The sequence below is a fragment of the Nocardia mexicana NBRC 108244 genome, assembly GCF_001613165.1.
Lineage (GTDB): Bacteria > Actinomycetota > Actinomycetes > Mycobacteriales > Mycobacteriaceae > Nocardia > Nocardia mexicana.
Genome location: NZ_BDBV01000110.1, coordinates 1 through 18,809, shown reverse-complemented (window position 1 = coordinate 18,809; position 18,809 = coordinate 1). Strand labels below are relative to the sequence as shown.

17 protein-coding genes and 1 tRNA gene are annotated in these 18,809 nt (G+C 70.0%); 6 read left to right on the top strand and 12 right to left on the bottom strand.

The window, feature by feature from the left end:
* Positions 1–8 precede the first annotated feature (8 nt).
* Positions 9–1,640, bottom strand: coding sequence for a DUF4331 domain-containing protein (locus NM1_RS35260; protein WP_068030448.1), 1,632 nt, complete (start codon positions 1,638–1,640; stop codon positions 9–11).
* A 262-nt stretch (positions 1,641–1,902) separates the two neighbouring features.
* Here NM1_RS35260 and NM1_RS44475 point away from each other — a divergent pair, with 262 nt between their 5' ends.
* The gene (locus tag NM1_RS44475) at positions 1,903–3,447 is read left to right on the top strand and encodes an HD domain-containing phosphohydrolase (RefSeq protein WP_068030446.1); all 1,545 of its coding nucleotides are present in this window, start codon (positions 1,903–1,905) and stop codon (positions 3,445–3,447) included.
* 7 nt (positions 3,448–3,454) lie between these two features.
* Here the strand turns inward: NM1_RS44475 and NM1_RS35250 are convergent, their stop codons facing one another.
* Positions 3,455–3,976, bottom strand: coding sequence for a hypothetical protein (locus NM1_RS35250; protein ID WP_147288910.1), 522 nt, complete (start codon positions 3,974–3,976; stop codon positions 3,455–3,457).
* Between the two features lie 236 nt (positions 3,977–4,212).
* Here NM1_RS35250 and NM1_RS35245 point away from each other — a divergent pair, with 236 nt between their 5' ends.
* Positions 4,213–4,887, top strand: coding sequence for a TetR/AcrR family transcriptional regulator (locus tag NM1_RS35245; protein WP_068030515.1), 675 nt, complete (start codon positions 4,213–4,215; stop codon positions 4,885–4,887).
* Between the two features lie 15 nt (positions 4,888–4,902).
* Here the strand turns inward: NM1_RS35245 and NM1_RS35240 are convergent, their stop codons facing one another.
* From NM1_RS35240 to NM1_RS35220, 5 genes are all read right to left on the bottom strand, one after another.
* On the bottom strand, positions 4,903–6,642 hold the full coding sequence (locus NM1_RS35240) for an ABC transporter ATP-binding protein (RefSeq protein WP_068030439.1): 1,740 nt from the start codon (positions 6,640–6,642) through the stop codon (positions 4,903–4,905).
* Positions 6,639–8,474: an ABC transporter ATP-binding protein gene (locus NM1_RS35235; protein WP_068030436.1), complete on the bottom strand. Its 1,836-nt coding sequence runs from the start codon at positions 8,472–8,474 to the stop codon at positions 6,639–6,641. Before NM1_RS35235 ends, NM1_RS35240 begins: the two co-directional genes overlap by 4 nt.
* Positions 8,475–8,597: 123 nt before the next feature.
* A complete protein-coding gene (locus tag NM1_RS35230; RefSeq protein ID WP_068030433.1) occupies positions 8,598–8,885 on the bottom strand; it encodes a hypothetical protein in 288 nt (95 codons plus the stop codon).
* 125 nt (positions 8,886–9,010) lie between these two features.
* Positions 9,011–9,841 carry a hypothetical protein gene (locus NM1_RS35225; protein WP_211339355.1) on the bottom strand — a complete coding sequence of 277 codons (831 nt, stop codon included), beginning with the start codon at positions 9,839–9,841 and terminating at the stop codon, positions 9,011–9,013.
* A gap of 63 nt (positions 9,842–9,904) precedes the next feature.
* A complete protein-coding gene (locus tag NM1_RS35220; protein ID WP_169814376.1) occupies positions 9,905–11,593 on the bottom strand; it encodes a protein kinase domain-containing protein in 1,689 nt (562 codons plus the stop codon).
* A 183-nt stretch (positions 11,594–11,776) separates the two neighbouring features.
* Here NM1_RS35220 and NM1_RS35215 point away from each other — a divergent pair, with 183 nt between their 5' ends.
* The 4 genes from NM1_RS35215 to NM1_RS35200 all read left to right on the top strand — a co-directional run bounded on the left by NM1_RS35215 (position 11,777) and on the right by NM1_RS35200 (position 14,520).
* The gene (locus NM1_RS35215) at positions 11,777–11,920 is read left to right on the top strand and encodes a lasso RiPP family leader peptide-containing protein (protein ID WP_169814375.1); all 144 of its coding nucleotides are present in this window, start codon (positions 11,777–11,779) and stop codon (positions 11,918–11,920) included.
* 68 nt (positions 11,921–11,988) lie between these two features.
* On the top strand, positions 11,989–13,833 hold the full coding sequence (locus NM1_RS35210; RefSeq protein WP_068030509.1) for an asparagine synthase-related protein: 1,845 nt from the start codon (positions 11,989–11,991) through the stop codon (positions 13,831–13,833).
* Positions 13,834–13,846: 13 nt separating this feature from the next.
* Complete coding sequence (locus NM1_RS35205; RefSeq protein WP_068030427.1) at positions 13,847–14,104, top strand: lasso peptide biosynthesis PqqD family chaperone; 258 nt, start codon at positions 13,847–13,849, stop codon at positions 14,102–14,104.
* The gene (locus NM1_RS35200; RefSeq protein WP_068030424.1) at positions 14,101–14,520 is read left to right on the top strand and encodes a lasso peptide biosynthesis B2 protein; all 420 of its coding nucleotides are present in this window, start codon (positions 14,101–14,103) and stop codon (positions 14,518–14,520) included. The genes NM1_RS35205 and NM1_RS35200 overlap by 4 nt, the downstream gene beginning before the upstream one ends.
* 271 nt (positions 14,521–14,791) lie before the next feature.
* Here the strand turns inward: NM1_RS35200 and NM1_RS35195 are convergent.
* The 5 genes from NM1_RS35195 to NM1_RS35175 all read right to left on the bottom strand — a co-directional run.
* Positions 14,792–14,865, bottom strand: a tRNA-Leu gene (locus NM1_RS35195).
* A 55-nt stretch (positions 14,866–14,920) separates the two neighbouring features.
* Complete coding sequence (locus NM1_RS35190) at positions 14,921–16,387, bottom strand: peptide MFS transporter (RefSeq protein ID WP_068030421.1); 1,467 nt, start codon at positions 16,385–16,387, stop codon at positions 14,921–14,923.
* 422 nt (positions 16,388–16,809) lie between these two features.
* Positions 16,810–17,757: a Ppx/GppA phosphatase family protein gene (locus NM1_RS35185; RefSeq protein WP_068030417.1), complete on the bottom strand. Its 948-nt coding sequence runs from the start codon at positions 17,755–17,757 to the stop codon at positions 16,810–16,812.
* Positions 17,750–18,295, bottom strand: a complete 546-nt coding sequence (locus NM1_RS35180; protein WP_068030414.1) for a DUF501 domain-containing protein — start codon at positions 18,293–18,295, stop codon at positions 17,750–17,752. The genes NM1_RS35185 and NM1_RS35180 overlap by 8 nt, the downstream gene beginning before the upstream one ends.
* A partial coding sequence (locus NM1_RS35175; protein ID WP_255286256.1) for an FtsB family cell division protein occupies positions 18,292–18,809 on the bottom strand: 518 nt, incomplete at its 5' end. The genes NM1_RS35180 and NM1_RS35175, both read right to left, overlap by 4 nt.

Genomic DNA, 18,809 nt, shown 5'->3' with positions numbered 1-18,809 from the left:
TCCGCGGGTCAGTAGCGCGGCGGCCGGAGGTCGGTCAGCCGATTCGCCCTGCGGCGCATCAGCAGCCAGCCGCCGATCCCGACCAGCGCGGCGGCGCCGGTACCGCCCGCGGCCACGGGCATCCACGGCATGCCCTCCCCGCCCTGGGCCGTCCCGGCGCCTGCCGGTGCGGTGGCGCCGTTCGACGCCCCGGTCTCCGTCGTGCTCTTCGCCGGTAGCGCAACGTAGGGGAAGGTGCCGGAGAAGGTCACGTCGTTGGCGTCGACCTTGTCGCCGGCGGCGAGCGCGTCGACCAGCTTGCCGGTCTGCGCCGCACCGACCACGGCCTGCAGTTCGATGTCGACCACGTCGTCGGCCAGTCGCCGGCCGTTCGGGAAGCCCTGCAGGTCACCGCCGAGGACACCGAGCCGGTTCGGCGTCGCCGTCACCGGTACCGACATGTTCAGCCGCAGCATCTCCGAGGGCCGGAAGTTCGCGACGTGCGCATCGGCATTGAGGACCTGCGAGTTCAGATCGGCCTGGATGGGCGGCGCGCTGCCGTCCAGTGTCGGCGCCTTCTTCGCGATCCCGGTGAGGAAGATCTCCACCAGGTCGTTGCGTGGCGTGGCGGGTGCGGGCACCTTGTAGATCTGCTGGATCAGTTGTGCCAGTTCGGGATTCGTCACTCGCTGCACCACCTGGGGAACCCCGGCGTCACCGACCGGCTCGAGCCCGTTGAACGCGTCCTTCAGCCCGGACGGGACGACCAGCTCGTTGACGAGCGGATTGCCCAGCCGTGAGACCTGCACGGAGGGGCCGGTCGCCTTGGCGGCGCCGGGGCTGAGCTGCAGGGTGCGCCGCTCGGTATCGCTCCACACCCCGATCACCGGATTGCGCGCCGGGTCGTTCTTCAGCGCGAGATCGCGCATCGGCACCTGCAGGACAACGGTATTGACGTTCGTCCCGGCGAGCGTGTCGGTCCCGACCTCGGACAGGTCGCCGCCGTAGAGCAGATCGAACACCCGCAGGTCGAGGAAGAACGGATCCTCCGAGGCGCCGACGTAGACCGACCCGCCGCCGGGCAGGCTGTGTGTCGCCTGTTTGCGCAGCGCGTCGTAGTCGGGCATCAAGGCCGGGCCGGTATCCGACGGCGCGACCTGGCCGCGCTCGATCGGGCGCCAGTCGTTCGCGCCGTGGCTGACCGACAGCGTGTAATTCTGCCGGAACAGCAGGTTCTCGTCGTTCAGGCTGGTGACCGGGCCGTTGTTGTAGAGGAAGGTGTTGGTGCCGCGCCGGTCGTCGGTCGTGAAGTCGAAGCGGTAACTGATATCCGGCTTCCCGTTGCCGTCGTTGTCGATATTGATGTCGTGGGCGGCGTCGGTGGCCCACGGGTAGAAGTTCGGGCCGCCGTTGGGCTCCTGTAGCCCGAACCAGTTGGCGACGATCGTCACCGTATCGGGCTTGTCGGGGCTGACGAACGCGTAGACGTCGGTGTTGTCCGCCCCCGGATCGGCGGCGATCAAGGGGGCTTCGCGATGGCTGGAGGCGTCCGCGATGGGCAGCGCCAGGCCGCCCACGGTCGCACTGAGCGCGACGACACCGGCGGCCGCCACCGCACGGGCGGCGCGACGCCGCGCGCCGCGCCGGGATGATCGAGACATGAGTATTCCTTCGAGATACGAACATTGGTGCGCCCGAGCGCGTTTCGCCCGAGGCCGAGCTAGGGGTCGTTACGTGCAGTAGGCATTTCCCGGGCGGATCCGGGGTCGGCGCAAGGGCGAACCTCCGCGGGTCGGACCAGGACGATGCAGCAATGGTGCAGGGGCGGCACGTGTTGCCACATCGGTCGATCGACCTATCTCGCGCGGGGCATTCGTCCGGTTCCGGGCACCGCGCGGCGCCGTGGCGAACTACCGTGGGGGAGTGACGATCCCGCCCGCCTCCATCCGGGTTACCGAGGTGCTCGCAGCACTGTCGCTCACGACCGATCTGGCGACCGGAGCGCCGTTCGAGAAGGGCCTGGCGACCTGCCTGGTCGCCACCGACCTGGCGGAACGAGCGGGCCTGGACGAGGCCGATCGACGGACCGTTTTCCACGCCGCCCTGCTGGGCGCGATCGGATGCACCAGCCGCGCGTCCGAGAATGCCGCGGCCTTCGCCGACGATGTGGCCTTCCAGCAGGCATATCACGTGGCGGACCGGGGAGATCCGCAGTTCTTCGAGAACCAGATGAAGGAGTTCGGTTCGTGGGCGCCCGATCGGCAGCCGCAGCTGCGGGACCGTTTCGAGACGTTGGCACCGGACCAGCGGTCGGCGGCGGTCCGGTCGGTATGCGAGGTGAGTCGCGCCCTGGGCCCCCGCCTCGGGCTGCCGGAGGCCGCGGTGGTCGCGCTGACGGAGGTGAAGGAACGCTGGGACGGCCTCGGCGCACCGGAACGCCTTCGGGGCGAGACGATTTCGCTGGCCGGGCGAATTGTGCACATCGCCGAGCAGGCCGTGCTGGCCTCCGCCGAGCGCGGCCGCGAGGAGGCGCTGGCCGAGCTGCGGCGGCGCGCGGGCGGACATCTCGATCCGGACCTGGTGGCCCTGTTCTCCGCGGACGCCGACGCGGTGTGGGACTGCATCGACGTGCCGGATGTGCTGGACACCGTGGTGCGCCGGGAACCCGGTGTGCCGCTGCACGTCCGGACCGGTGAGCGGCTGGGGCTGTGCCTCGCCCTGGCCATCGTGGTGGACCTGAAGGGCCGCTGGCTGCTCGGGCATTCGGGGCACGTCGCCGAGCTCGCGGGCGCCGCGGCGGGCCTGAGCGGAATGTCCGCCGACGAGTGCGAGACCATGCGGGCGGCGGCCCTGCTGCACGATATCGGCCGCGCCGGGGTGTCCAGCGCCATCTGGGACCGGCCCGGCCCGCTCGGCCCCGGCGACCGGGAACGCGTTCGGCTGCATACCTATTGGACCGAGCGGGTGCTGCGGCGCTGCCCCGGGCTCGCCGACCTGGCCGATACCGCGGCCGGACACCACGAACGCCTCGACGGCAGCGGCTACCACCGCGGGATCCGCGGGCGCGACAGCGCCAAACCGGCGCGAATCCTGGCCGCCGCAGACGTTTTCGCGGCACTCACCGAGCCGCGCCCGCACCGCCCCGCCTTCGCCGCCGACGACGCCGCCCGGGAACTGATGGTCGCCGCCAAGGCCGGGGAGCTGGACCGCGAGGCGTGCGCCGCGGTCGTGGAGGCGGCCGGATTACCCACTCCCCGTGCGGATCTGCCGTGCGGTCTCACCGAGCGCGAGGTCGAGGTGCTGCGGCTCGCCGCGCGCGGGCTGTCCAACCGGCAGATCGCCGCGGAACTGGTGGTGTCCGAACGCACCGTCGGCCACCACCTCGCGCATATCTACGACAAGACCGGGCACCGAACCCGCGCGGGCGCCGCGGTTTTCGCGATGGAACACGGGCTGCTGCCGGGATAGGGCGGGCTCAGCGCGACGACGTGAGCATGCGGACCGGATCGTGCACGGTGACCAGCACGATGACGTCGCCGTAGGGGGCCGCGCCGCGCGCGAAATGATGAGCGAAGCGCGCCAAGGACGTTCGCCACTTGTATTTGGCGTCGATTTCCGACTGCACGTACGGCAGCAGCGTGCCGCCGGTCACCAGTTGGGCGCGGCCCTGCCGCTGCTGGGTTCCGAGCGCGGGGTTGCCGCGCCAGTCTCCGGGTTGCACGAGCACCCGGTCGTCGTGCGCCAGCTGCCCGGCCTCGGGGGAATGGGAGGAGACGCGGAACGCGAGCTGGTTGCCGCCGATCGGGACCACCAGGCGCGGAACCGTCTGCAACTGCTGCGGGCCGACGACGCGTGTGACCAGCACCGTCTTCGCCTGCTGCCACAGGGCCGCGGCCTCCGAGTCGCCGGGGCGCCCCCATTCCGGCGGCGGGGGCGGGCCCGGCTGGGCGACCTGCATGGGGGTGGTGGGTAAGTCGATCAGGGTTCGTGGTGGCATCACATTCGGTCCTTTCCGCTGACGAAATCGGGGGCCGAAGTTGCGCGTTACGAACTGTGTTGCGCATTACGGAGGGCCGCCCGCCGACACTGCTCGAACGTCTTCGGCCGACCATCTTCGATACTCCAGCGATCTCGGTGACCCGGCAACAACGCTGGTCGGAATGGCGCATATGCGCATCGATGCCGAATGGGACCGGCGGCGGCCGATCCGCGCCGTTCGGGGAGGATGGGCAGATGCCCGCAGAAGGAGCCCGTGCGAAGAGCGGCGGCCGCCCGCCGCGGTTGTCCCTGGAGACGATCGTCGCCGCGGCCGATCGCATCCTGCAGGCCGAGGGCCCGGACAAGCTGTCGATGCGGCGACTGGCAACCGAACTCGGCAGCGCGCCGATGACGCTGTACTACCACGTGCGAGACAAGGACGAGCTGCTGTTGCTCGTGCTGGAGGCGCACGCCCGCGACATCCCGCGCCCGGACCTGCCCGACTACCCCCGGGAACGACTGGTCGCGACGGCCGTCCTGCTCTACGAACTGCTCTCCGAACGCGCCTGGATCGTCGAGGTCCTGACGGCCGACGACCTGTTCGCCCCGGCCGCACTCTGGTTCGTGGAGACGATGGTCGGCGCCGCCGTCGACTGCGGCTGCACCCCCGAGGAGGCCGTCGACGTCTACCGCACGATCTGGTACTACATCGTCGGCAACCTCATGATCCGCGTGAACAGCGGACGCCGCCGGGCCCGGTCCGACGATCCGGTCTATCGGGACCGAGCCTTCGCCGATGCCGCGACCGGCACCTACCCGCACCTGGCGGAGGTCGCCGACCGCTGGGACGAACTCACCACGCGGCAAACCCATCGGCTGGGCCTGACCGCAATCGTCGACGGCTTGCTGCTGAGACACCCCGCCCCGTAGCCCCGCCCATCTCCGTCACAGGCGGGCCGGCGCGAGATTCCAGAAGTCGGCGTAGCGGCCGCCCTGGCGCAGCAGATCGTCGTGGGTGCCGTCCTCGACGATCCGGCCGCCGTCGAGGAAGACGATGCGGTCGGCGCGCTGCACGGTGCGCAGCCGGTGCGCGACCATCACCACGGTGCGGCCCGCCATCAGGCGCTCGATACCGTCGTGGACGGCGGCCTCGTTCACCGGGTCCAGGGCCGAGGTCACCTCGTCCAGCAGCACGATGGGCGCATCCTTCAACAGCGCGCGGGCGATCGAAACACGTTGGCGCTCACCGCCGGACAGCAGCGCGCCACCCTCGCCGACATGCGCCGACCAGCCGCCGGGCAGCCGCTCGATCACCTCGTCCAGCCGGGCCGCGGTCGCCGCCGCGCGCACCTGGGCGGCATCGGCGCCGGGGCGGCCGAGGCGCACGTTCTCCTCGATGGTGCCGTCGAAGAGATAGACGTTCTGAAACACGATGGCGATCTGCTCCATCAGCGCCTCGGTGCCGATCGCGCGCACATCCACGCCACCCACGCGCACCGCGCCCGCGTCCACGTCGTAGAACCGCGCGAGCAGCTGCAGCACCGTGCTCTTCCCCGCACCGGACGGCCCGACCACGGCCAGCCGCTGCCCCGCCGGGACGGACAGCGACACGTCATCGATGACCGTGCGGTCGCCGTGCCGGAAGGCGACGGACTCGAACTCCAGGTCGTGGCGGATCGGCCGGACCGGTTCGCGGGGCTCGGGCAGCGACTCGGTGCGCAACACCGCATCGAGCCGGGCCAGCTCGGTCCGGGCGGCGCGCAGCTTGCCGCCGATATCCGTCAGCGACAGCAGCGGATCCGCGCAGCGAGCGGCGAGCACCAGGATCGCCAAAACCTCTGCCGCGCCGACAGGAGCGGAGCCTGCGGAGCGACCAGGCAACCCAGCCCCGCCGAGCGCGAGATAGGCGCCCAGGGCCAGCAGCGCGGTGAACACCGCCTGCACCGTGAGCGTCAGTCCGACGATGCCGGGCAGCGCCGACAGCGTCGAGCGACGACCCGCGCGCTCGAGTTCGGACAGCGAATCGTCGAGGAACCGGAAGCGTTCGGCGGTCCGGCCACCGGCCCGCAGCACCGGCTGGGCCTGCAGGTACTCGATGACCCGCCCGGTCGCCTCGTCGCCGCGTTCGTGACGCTCGGCATCGGTGGCGGCCACCGAACGTCCCGTCCACACCTGGACCGCCGCCACCACCGGGACGGCGACCAGCGCGGCCAGCCCCAGCTGCCAATGGAATACGAGCATCACGGCGACGATCGTCAGCGGCGTCACGGACGCGGAGATGAGCGGTGACAGCAGGTGCGCGATCACGCTCATCGCCTGCAGGACACCCTGACTGGCCAGCACCGACACCTCGCCGACGCGCCCGGCGGAGTACCAGCCGAGGGGCAGGCGGGCCAGATGATCGCCGAGCCGCCGGTACACGCCGCGCAACAGTGTTGTGCCGACGCGGAATCCGGACAGATCGCTGCGATAGCGCAGCACCGCGTAGACCGCGACCGCGGCTCCGAACGCGGCCAGCCAGGGCCGCGCATCGCCGGGCGTGCTCCCGAACAGTGCCCGCAGCACCGGAACCAGCAGCGCGTAGGACAAGCCCTCGGCCACGGCGGTCACCGTCATCAGGGCCACGGTGCGGCGCACCGGCCGGGCATACTCGTGCCCCAGCACCTGCAGTAGCAATCGAATCATCGGGGGTCGTCTCCCATTGCGCCGGTGTGGATTTCGATCTCGTCGGCGATCGCCGACCGGTGTGACCGCCAGAACTCCGCGAACCTGCCGCCGCGCTCCAGCAGTTCGGCGGGCCTGCCGCGTTCGACGATCTCTCCGTCCTCGAGCACCACCACGGTGTCGGCGTCGGCGACGGTCTCCAGCCGATGGGCGATGACCAGCCGCGTGCGGTCGCCCGCGAGCGTCGAGAGCGCTTGGCGCACCGCGTGTTCGGTCTGCGGATCGGCGAAGGAGGTGGCCTCGTCGAGCACCAGCACGGGCGTATCGGCGAGCAATGCCCGGGCGAGCGAGATCCGTTGCGCCTCACCGCCCGACAGCTCGGCGTCCACACCGATCACCGAATCGTAGCCGTGCGGCAGCTGCAGGATTCGGTCGTGGATATTCGCCAGCCGGGCGACGCGGACCACGTCGTCCAGGTCGGCGTGCGGCACGGCCAGCGCGATATTGTCCGCGACCGATGCGCGCAGCAGGCGAACGTCCTGGAAGACGAAGGAGATCTGCCGGTAGAGCTCCCGGCTGCCCAGCTCGCGCAGATCGACCCCGCCCAGGAGAACGGCGCCGTGGGCCGGGTCGAAGAACCGCGGCAGCAGCTGGACCAGCGTGGATTTTCCGCTGCCCGACGGTCCCACGATCGCGGTCACCGTCCCGGGCTCCAGCACCAGATCGATACCGCGCAGCACCTCGTGCTCGTCGTAGCCGAATCGAACGTCACGCAGCTCCACCCGGTGTCCCTGCGGCGCCACCGGGTGCTTCGGCTCCGGAAGTGCCTGCACCGCAAGCACATCCCGGATGCGTCCCACCGCGCGGCGGGCGGCCTGCAGATCGTCGAAACCGTGGCCGAGCGCCGCCACCGGGGCCGTCAGCCCCAGCCCCAGCAGCAGGAAGGGCAGCAGGTCCGCCGGGGCCAGTGCGCCGTTCGTGATCAGTGCCGTCCCGCCGATCAGCACGACCACCAGTACGAACGGCGGCGACAGCACCAGCTGCATGGCCGCGGCGATCGGGGAGAGGCCGACCGCCCAGCGGAGGAAGGAATCGGCGAAATCGTCTGTGGCCGTGCGGAATTTCCGGTGCACGCGCGCACTGCCACCGAACGCCTTGACCACCGCGATGCCCTGGACGAACTCGATGGCCGCGTTCGCGATCCGGCCCATCCCCTCGTCGAAGTCCACCTGTTCGCGCTGCCGCTTCGGGGTCATCATCAGTGGCACCAGCGCGATCGCCAGCACCACCGGAACCATCGTGATCAGCGTGAGCCGCCAGTCCACGGTGCACAGGTAGATCAGCGACACCAGCGGCACCACGAATGCGGACACCAGCTCGCCGGGCGCGTGCGCGATGAGCGGGTGCACGGTACTCACGTCCTGCCCGACCACCTTCGCCAGCTCACCGGTGCGGCGCCGCGAGTACCAGCCGATCGGCACCTGCCCCAGCCGCGCCGCCAACTGTCGGCGAAACGAGAGCTCCACCCGGCCGTCGAGCAGATGCCCGACACCGGATGACGCGCCGGTGCACACCAGCCGCACGAACAGGCCGACGGCACCGGCGGTCACCACGAACCACACGTGACCGTGATCGATCGGGCCGGGGGACAACAGCACCCGACCCAACTCCACGACCGCCAGCAGTGGCGCCAGACCCGCGACGGCGCCGACGATCTGCAGGACGACGACGGCAGCGAAACCCTGGGCGAAGGGGCGCACGAGCCCCGCCACACTCGGCCCCGACGCGAATTCGGCATCCGGCCGAGGCGGGGCGGACCGCTCCCCTACCTCGGCAACGTCGATGGTGGTCATCGCTCTCCCGTCATTTTCGTACGCGTACGAACAGCGTACCTCCCGATCGACCACCGTCAACGGGCTCCGGGTTCGGGAGCGGTCACGCCTCGCCCGACTGGTCGGCCGGGAGATCGAAAGGCGCTACACCGGTACGCATTCCAGTTGAGACGGGTCGTAGTACCGTGCTCGCGCGCGTTCACAGTCCTCGAGGCTCGGGTAAGGCCCGGGATCGAACTGTGGTCGCTGCGCCGAACCGGAAGCCACCGGCCCGGCGATCGCACCGACCCCCGCGGGCGATGTCAGCACCACCGCATCGGTCACGACGGGCATGCCCGCGGTGGAGACGCCCGCGAGCGCCGCCGAGCACAGCGCGAGTCCGGCCAGGGCTGTGCCCCCGGCAGCGAGCAGGGTGGAGCGGAAGAACGTCATGATCGGGCCTCTCGTTGTCCGAATGTCACGGACCGATGTTCACTCCCCCACGCCCGGACCGGTCCGGCGCGACCGCCGCTAGCGTGGCCACCCCGGGGGCCCGAGTGACCGAAATCCGTTCGGGTTCAGGGCTCGTCGAGCAGGAGCAGGTCGCGGGGCACGAGGGTGGTCGACTGGGTGAGCTCGTGCAGCAGGTTGTGGTTGAGCATGTTGCCGATGGGCTCGCCGACCTGTTCCCGGGTCAGCCCCTCGACCGGCTCCCGGCCGCAACCGCGGGCATATCGCTTGTCCGACAGGCGCGCTCGGACCCGACCGACCAGGTCGGCGACGTGCCGTTCGGTCCAGCCCGCCTCCGGTTGCAGCGCGACGAGCAGGGCTGCCGTCTCCTTCCAGGTCCACGGCTGCGGCCAGCGCTCCTGGTACAGATACCGCTGGCCCAGCGCGACCAGCACCAGCTTCTCCTCCGGTTCCAGCGGCCACGGCCTGGGCGCGTCGGTCACATGCTCGTGCCGGGGCGCGGGGAGGGCGCCGTCGACGCCGGTCACGTAGACCTCCAGCAGATGCTCCCGATTGTGGGATCCGCGAATGAACATCGGGGTGTAGCCGGTGCACAGGGGGAACGGCTCCTCGCCCTCGAACACCATCCGGGCGTCGGGCAGCCGGATCGGCACGCTGCCGGTGTTGCTGAGCTGCCAGCAGCGCTCACGGAACGCCAGGCTGCCGTGCACCCGGCTGATCCGCAGGTCGTCCTGGCCGACCCCGACATCGACCTGCTCGACGTTGCGGCCGAACTCGATGACATTCCCCTCGTCCGGGGTCCCGCACACGCCGCCCGCCGTCGACAGCACCGAGATCGTGCCCGGTTCCGCGTCACCGACCCCTCTGGCCAGCCCGTGTTGCGATACGGACAGTGCATACACGCCGCGACGTCCGGGCGTACCCGCTCTCTGCTGCACGACATCCTCCCTACGGTTGGGATCCGAGCCTCACACGGCCCGCACCGGACCGGTCCGCGCACGTCATCGGGTCAGGCTGGCCGCGACGGTGGTCGCCACGTCGGTCACGGTCTCGCAGCGCGGCGCCGGTGGCCGCACCCCCGAGAACTTGACCACCACGATCTCCGCCCGGTCGCCGCCGGAGGTCGCCCGGAAGCTCCGATATTGGATCTGCACGATGCAGTCGTCGTTCTCCTCCGCACGGCGGAAGCTGGGCAGCCCGGCGAGGGTCAGCGGCTGCCCCGCCGCGGCGGTCTTCGGTGAATCGCGGTCGTAGCGGACCGTGACATGGCCGTTGATGGTGCTGTCCCAGCGGCAGGACCACTGGCCGAATCCGGCGGACGGGTGCGTCGCGTCGACGCCCGCCACCTTGGCGAGGGTCGCCGCGTCGACCAGGGCGCAGGCCTCGTGACGGGCCAGCGACTCCGCCGGGAACGGGCTGGGACGGCGGGGAATCGGGCCGTGCCACAGCACATTTCGCGCGTACTCGACGGCGGCGTCGGCCAGCGCGCAGGGATCGGGCCCGTCGGGCAGCCGCCGCTCGCCGGTGATCTCCACGTTTCCACCGCTCGAAAGCATCAGCGTCCGAACGCATCTGGCGCCACTGGCCGGTTCGGAGACGATGGTGACATTGCCCGCGTGGGTGAGCATGACGTGCGAGGTCTGCGCGGGCGCCTGCATGGTCAGCGTCAGGCGGACCCGGCCGATGTCCGGATGGAAATCTTCCCCCCACGCCCGCACCCGCAGATCGCAGGTGTCGAAATTGCCTTCGTCGGTGGTCAGGTCGATCCGCCCGAACTCGGCCAGTGACGCCGGATCGACCAGTGCGCACGGGTCGGCCGTCTGCGGGTCGCCGAACAGGTCGGTCGCCGCGGTGACCGGCATGGCCACCCCGGCCGCGACTATCAGTGCCACAGCGGCCAATTCCGCGGCGCCGAGAGCCACCCGGCGCAGCACCGCGCGATCCCACCCGCGCGGGGGCTGTTCGAGGCGCGCGAAGCGTGCCGCGGCGGTCGCCGCCGTCGGACGGTGATTCGGGCCGGTCGGAGTCAACTGGGTCAGCAGCGCGTCGAGCGGCCCGGGGCGCCGCCGCCGGGCCGTCACGGCGAGTAGCGAGGCGCCGAGCGCGAACACATCAGACTTGGGGCTCGCGGGCCCGCCGCGCTCGACCTCGGGCGCCAGATACTGCCACTTCCCCCGGGCCGCATCGGCTTTCGGCATTTCGCCCGTCCCGGCGCTGCGCAGGTCCAGGGAGCTGCCGAAGTCGGTCAGCAGGGCGTCGCCGTCGGCCGTGACGATGATGTTCTCCGGCGACACATCGCAGTGCAGGATGCCGCGATCATGACAGTGCGCCAATGCGCCCGCGATCTGCTCGCCGACCGCGGCGGCGTGCGGCGGGTCGAGTTTCCGCTCCCGGCGCGCGATCTCGGCGAGCGAGCGGCCGGGAACATACTCCATGACCAGCCAGCAGACACCGTCGTGCTCGAAGATATTGTGCACGCCAACGATATTCGGATGCCGCAGCGCCGCCGCATTGCGCGCGGCGGTGCGCAATCGCGCCGCGCCCTCGGCATCGTCGGAGCGGGGACATTTGAGTACCACATCCCGATCCAGGTCTTCGTCCGTGGCCCGCCAGACGATCCCCTCGCCGCCCCGGGTGAACACCTCCCGCAGTGTGTATCGGCCCGCAATCCTGTCACCGACGCCCGCCATGCGTCCGTCCTCGTTGTCCGACCTCGAACCCGGCCAGGGCAGTTTAGCCGCTTCCGCGTTGCTCCGGACCTTGTATCCGATCATCGCCGGACCCCTCCGGCGAGCCCGCTTCTAGCTTTGGGCAGGCATCGAACCGGCACGGAAATGTTCGATGCAGGTATCGGCAGAATCGAGGTGCAGACAATGGATTCCGTTCGGAAATTCGACGAGGACAGCGTGTACGAACCGCCAATTCTGGTGGAGGTCGGGAAGTTCACCGAACTGACCCGCGGGTCGAGCTATGTGATCATCGAGGGCTACCCGAGCGCGTGGGGATCGAACTACTAGTCGGTGTTCTTTGGTGGCCCATGGCCGATGCGGTCGTGGGCCACCGCCCCCATTCCTGGAGATTGATCATGCGCGTCGATACACAATCCTGGTTCGTCGCCATGCCGGACAGTCCTACCGGCGACGACATGCTTTCGCGCCTGCGGCCCCGGGCCGACCACGTGATCGCACACCCTTCCGGTCGGCCGTGGTTGCTGGGAAGGTGGCGCGCGGATCAACTGACGCTGGCCACAGCCGGGAACACGATGCTGGCCGTCATCGGCCGGTCCGCCGTATCGCCCGCGGAACTCGAGTCCCGCGCTCGGAGGGTGCGCGCAATCGCCGACCTGGCAGCAACGGCCCGGTCCCTGCCCGGCAGCTACCACCTGTCGGCCTCCATCGACGGCACCTGCTACCTGCGTGGCACGGCCTCCGGCTCGCGCCGGTGCTACTACGCCACGGTCGACGGAGTGACGGTCGGCGCGGACCGTGCGCGCACCTTGGCCTGGCTGATCGACGCCGAGGTGGATATCCGCCAGTTGGCGGCCCATCTCGCCTATCCCGTACTGCCCTATCCGCTGAGTGGACGTGCGATGTTTCGCGGAGTGCACGCCGTCGCGGCCGACGCGGCGGTGGTGCTCGAGCGCGACGGCGGCCACCGAACGTCGCGGTGGTGGCGTCCCCCGCCGGTGCACTCGACCCTCGATCAGGGCGCCGCGGCGCTGCGGGCCGCGCTGCACGATGCGGTGGCGCTGCGGGCCCGTCCGGGTGAGGTCGTGGGCGCGGACCTGTCCGGCGGCATGGATTCGACGTCGGTGTGTTTTCTGGCCGCGCGGGCGGGGGCCCGCCTGGCCACCGCCACACTGGACTGGTCGGCGCCGGGCAACGAAGACCGCGCCTACGCCCGACATGCCGCCGACCATCTCCCCGGGATCGAACGGCTGGCATTTCCCTCCGCGGGACTGCCCGGGCTGCTCGACGGACTGCGCAACCGCCACGATCCCGCGGATGAGCCCATGGGCGTCGTCCGGGATCGGGCGCAGCAGCGAGCGATCGCCGAACTCATGGTCGCGCAGGGGGCATCATGTCGACTGACGGGCCACGGCGGCGACTATCTGGTCCTGCCGCACGTCCTGTACGTGTATGGATTGCTGCGCCGCCGACCCCTCACGGCCCTGCGGCACCTCGAAGGATTGCGGGCGCGCGGCCGCTGGAGCCTGGTCGCGAGCATTCGCCTGCTGAGCGACCGGAGCACCTACTCCGACTGGCTGGCCGCGGCAGGCACCCAGCTGCGCGACGCCGGAACGTCACCCGCGCTCCCCTCGACGCCGGGCGAATGGGGCGAGCGGTTCCGCCTGCCGCCGTGGGCCGACGACGACGCCACGACCATGGTCGGCGAACTCGTACGCTCCGCCGCGACCGAGGCAACGCCCCTGGCGAACGATCGCGGGAAACATGCTTGGATACACCAGATTCAGGAAGCGGGCCGGGGCGCCAGGATCCTCGCCCACGTCGCGGGACCGACCGGCCTCGAGACCGACAGCCCGTTCTGCGACGACGCGGTGGTCGACGCCTGCCTGAGCGTGCGGCCGGAATACGCGCGTGACCCGTGGTCGTACAAACCCCTGCTCGCCGAGGCCATGGCGGGGATCATTCCCCCGCGAATCGCCAACCGCCGCACCAAGGATCACTGCACCGAGGAGTGGTTCACCGGCCTGCGGACGCATCGGCGCGACCTCATGGACTGGGCCGAGGATTCGCGCCTCGTCGCCGCCGGAATCGTCGACGGATCCGAACTGCGCCGCGCGGTGGCAAGCCCGCACATCCTCACCGGCGGTTTCACCCAATTGGACAACACCCTGGGCGCCGAGGAGTGGCTACGAGATCTGGCCGCACACCCGGTCCCCGCGTATCTGACCCGCGCCGACCACTGAGGAGAACCCCGCAATGCACCGACTCCGCGACGATGTCAGCGTGTGCCCCACCGAAGACGGCACGATCCTGCTGGACGAACGACACGGCCGATACTGGCAACTCAACACCACCGGCGCCGAGATCCTCGACGCCTTCCTGGCAGGCGCGACGGCCGACGAGATGGTTCGCACACTGGTCGACACCCGGCCGGTCGATCGTCGGCGGGCGGCGGCCGATGTCGCGGACCTCCTGACCCAGCTGACCCGCGCCGATCTCGTGAGGTCCGTATGAGCCACGAACAGTCGCTGGCCGACCCCGCCGCGCCGCCGCTACACCGCCGCCTCGGGCCGTACCTCGCCGTCGCCGCGGCGAGAATGCTGCTGCGCCTCCCACCGCGGCGCCTCCGCACCGCGCTGACCGTCCTGCGCCGAGGCGCACCACCGGCCGACTACGACCGCGCCCTCCGTGCCCGACAGACCGTAATCGCGGTCAGCACAAGGTGTTCCGGCCAGTACTGCCTGCAACGGTCCGTCGCCACGGCGCTGCTGTGCCGCCTCCACGGCAGCTGGCCGACCTGGAAGACGGGGGTGCGCACCTCGCCCACGGCGGCACACGCCTGGGTCGAAGCCGAGGGACGGCCCGTCGGCGAACCGCACGATACGGCCGCCTATCGAGCCATCCTCACGGTGACTCCCGCCCCTCGGTGACCCGGAATCCAGCGTTGCTCGATGATCGCTGTCCCGGCACGGCGTCCTCACCCGTGGCGGCGGAGGAGGGTTCGCGGCCGGTACACGCCACTGTCGTGATTGTGCCAACGGGGCACGGCAGGGCCGGGGAGGGCGGCGAAAGGGACACACTCGGCAGGTGCGGCCGACGGTCGGGCGAGTATCGGGGCGCTCACCGGAATCGGGTCGCGACGCGGGGGCGGAGACTTGGGCGGGCGACCTCGAAAACAGCGTTATACCTGCGATTCCACAGTGCCCCCGGTCGGGATCGAACCGACACTGGACGGATTTTAAGTCCGCTGCCTCTGCCAGTTGGGCTACGGGGGCGTCCGGTCAGCCTACCGAATTTGTACGGGCGTCTCGGAATTCTCCGGAGATTTGCTCAGTGGACGCCCTCCATATGTCGGCTGACCCAGGGGGCGAGGAATCGGACGACCACACCGACCACGATGGTGATCAGACCGAGGGTGCCGAAGTAGGCGACCTCGTGGTCGGGGTCGTAGTACTTCGACAGCACACCGGACATCGAGGTGCCGATCGCGATGGCGAAGAAGTTCAGCGCCATCATCTGCGCGCGGAACGCCTCCGGCGCAAGCTGAGTCGTCACCGCCAGGCCGATCGGCGACAGCAGCAGTTCGGAGGCCGCGAACAGGCTCATGATGACGAACACCAGCAGCACCGGCACCTGTTTGCCGTCGATCCCGGCCAGCGGCACGAACAGCAGGAAGGCCGCGCCCATGCCGATGACGCCGTAGGAGAACTTGCGCGGGGTGCTGGGCGCGCGGGTGCCCAGCCGCGCCCACAGCAGCGCGAACAGCGGCGACAGCACGATGATCCACACGGGATCGATCGAGCTGACCCAGCTCGGCGGCGCGTCCCAGCCGAAGATCGACCAGTTCATCCGCTCGTCGGAGTACACCGTGAGCACCGTGAAGATCTGCTGGAACAGCGAGAAGAACACGGCGGTGGCGACATACAGCGGAATGTAGGCGCGGACCCGGGTGCGTTCGGTCGGGTTCACCTTCGGACTGGTCAGCATGATCACGAAGTAGGCGATCGAGGCCACGGCGACCACGCCCGTGATCACCCAGGGCAGGTTGTCCAGCGTGACCAGCCCGGTCACCATCGCCAGCACGGCCACCACGATCACCGCCGCGACGAAACCTACCGACTTGCCGATCTCACTGTGCGGCAACGGGTTCGGCACCACTCGTCCGTGCTCGCCGAGATTGCGCCGGAACACTGCGTACTGGGTCAGGCCCAGCGCCATGCCGATCGCGGCGGCCCCGAATCCGTAGTGGAAGCCCAGGTGGTCGTTCAGCAGGCCGGTGACCATCGGGCCGATGAAACCGCCCAGATTGATGCCGAGGTAGAACAGCGTGAAGCCGGTGTCCAGGCGCGGGTCGTCCTTCTCGTAGAGGGTGCCCAGCAGCGAGGAGGCATTGGCCTTGAGCGCGCCGCTGCCGAGCGCGACCAGCACCAGACCCACCCCGACGCCGCCGAGGCCCGGCAGCAGCGCCAGCGCGATATGCCCCGCCATCACCACCACGCCGCCGTAGAACACGGTGCGCTCCATGCCCAGGACACGGTCGGCGATCCAGCCGCCGAGCACGGTCGCCAGGTAGACGAACCCGCCGTAGGCGCCGACGATCCCCGTCGCCGTGGACGTCTTCATCCCGAGTCCGCCGTCGGTCACCGAGTAGTACAGGTAGTAGCCGAGGATGGCGACCATCCCGTAGTAGGAGAACCGCTCCCACAGCTCGACCCCGAAGAGGTTCGCCAAACCCATCGGCTGCCCGAACAGGGTCCGCTCGGCGGGTCGGCCGGACCGCTGCACTACTCCCGTCATGCGCTCGACCTTTCCATGTCACGCAATTTTCCAGCAACCAGGGTGGCGGTCGCATCGTTTCGGTGCACCGGGTCCGGTCCACCGCCGCAGGGCAGAGTAACTGGACGCTTGTCCCCATGAGGTAGATTCCGATCAGAATGTTCAGGCAATGCGCAGAATGCACGCAATCTGCGCAATTCGACGCCCGGCAACTTGGCACAGTGCTGGTCCTTGCCGTCCCGGCAACGGAATCACGCCGAAATGTCGGACCGCAGGTCCGGCGGAGCGGCGGCTTGCACCTATACAGATACGGATACCGCCCCGGCAGCCCGCGAACAAGGAGCTGTTCCCACGGCCGGAGCGTTCGCTGTCGTTCGACACCCCCGACATCATCAGACGGCCTGCACCGGAGCGTGATTTCACCACGCCCGCAACGCAATACGTCAGGCGATGGACATGGCGATGCCGTCGAGGATGTCGTGCTCGCTGACGATCAGCTCACCGATGCCGGCGCGGCGGGCCAGCTCGTCGGCTAAGACCTCGCTGATGACCGCGCCGCCGCCGATCACATCCACCCGGCCCGGGTGCATCGGCCCGAGCGCGGCGCGTTCGTCGTGGTCCATCTTGACCAGCCGATGACATACGGCCCGAAGCTCTTCCAGGCTCAGCCGGGTGAGATGCACACGCTCCGAATCGTATTCGGGCAAATTGAGCGCAACCGCGGCGATCGTGGTCATGGTGCCCGCGACGCCGACCCAGGTGTGCGCCCGCTCGACCGGTACCACCCCGAATGCCTGCGCCAGCCGCTGGGCGGCGAAAAACCGTGCGGAGACGACCTCTTCGGGCGTGGGCGGATTGCCGTGCAGGCAACGCTCGGTGATCCGGACGCAGCCGATATCGGCGGAGTAGGCCGCCTCGACACCGTGGCTGTTGCCCAGCACCACCTCCGTCGAGCCGCCGCCCAGATCGACGACGACGAACGGCCCCTCGGCACTGGACAATTCGCCGACCGCACCGGAGAACGACAGCCGGGCCTCCTCGTCGCCGGTGATCACCTCGGCCTGGGCGCCCGGCACCACGCGGCCCAATTCCGCTGCGGCCGCGGTGAAGAAGTCGTCGCGGTTGCGGGCGTCGCGGGTGGCGGAGGTGGCGACCATGCGCACCCGGGTCACGCCCGCGTCCAGCATCCGGTCCACGTAGTCGTGCAGCGCGATCCGGGTGCGTTCGATCGCCTCCGAGTTCAATTCGCCTGTGGCGTCGACACCTTGGCCCAGACGCACGATCCGCATCTCCCGGTGCACATCGGACAGTTGCTTGTCCGCACCGACATCCGCGATCAGCAGCCGGATCGAATTCGTGCCGCAATCGACGGCGGCCACCCGGTCACTCATCGCTGTCCTTCCCCACCGGATCATGGTGGTACTGCTCGTATTTCGGCCAGTCTGCCGGAACGGCGGTGCCGCGCAGACCGTTATCGGCGGCCAGGGCCACCGCCTCGTCGCCGAGCTGATTCACGCCGGGCCCCTTCGCCAGGGCGTGTGCCATCAGCACGTGCAAGCATTTCACCCGCTCCGGCATGCCGCCACCGCTGAAATCCGTGTCCAGCGACTCGATTTCGTTGCGCTCGGCCAGATAGCTCTCGTGCGCGGCCCGGTATCCGGCGGCGAGTTCGGCGTCGGTGCGCAGCCGCTCGGACATCCCCCGCATCAGCCCGGCGGCCTCCTGCCTGCTGGCCTCGGCGGTGAGCCGCGGATCGGTCAGGTAGTACAGGGTCGGGAACGGCGTGCCGTCGGGCAGCCGCGGCGCGGTCTTCACCACCGCCGGCTGGCCGTCCGGGGTGCGGTAGGCGACGGCGAGCACGCCGCGCGGCGGACGGCCCAACTGCCGGGCGACGATCTCCAGATCGGCGTCAGAGGCGGGCTCGGTCACCGGGGCGCTCCTTCGGGGTTCTGGGGCGGCGGGGCCGCACCATCGGAATTCGGCACGGCCGGATCGGATTCCGGCGCGGCCGCGGCGGGCTGCGGGTTGGACATGCTGCGGAACAGCTCGGTGTACCAGGGGTCCGGGCGGCGCTCGCGGGTCGGCTGCGCGGGCACGGCGGGCTGCTCGATACCGGGAACCTGGACGATGTAGGCGGTCTCGCCGGGCATGACCAGCCGCAGCCGGTCGCGCGCCTCGGACCGGATGTAGGCGGGATCCTGCTGCTGCGCCCGCCGATCGCGCAGCCGGGCCAGATCGCCCTCCAGCTCCGTGCGCTCCTGCGCGAGCTGCGCGGACTCGCTGCGCTGGCTGAAATACGTCCGCATCGGCACGGCCAGGGTCAGCGCCAGCGCGCACAGCACGGCGGCCAGGATCACCGCGCGGCCGGTGGACAGCCCCAGGATCTTGCGTTCGTGCTTGTCCCGAACGGCCGCACGGGATCCCGTCTTGCTCACGCGGCGCT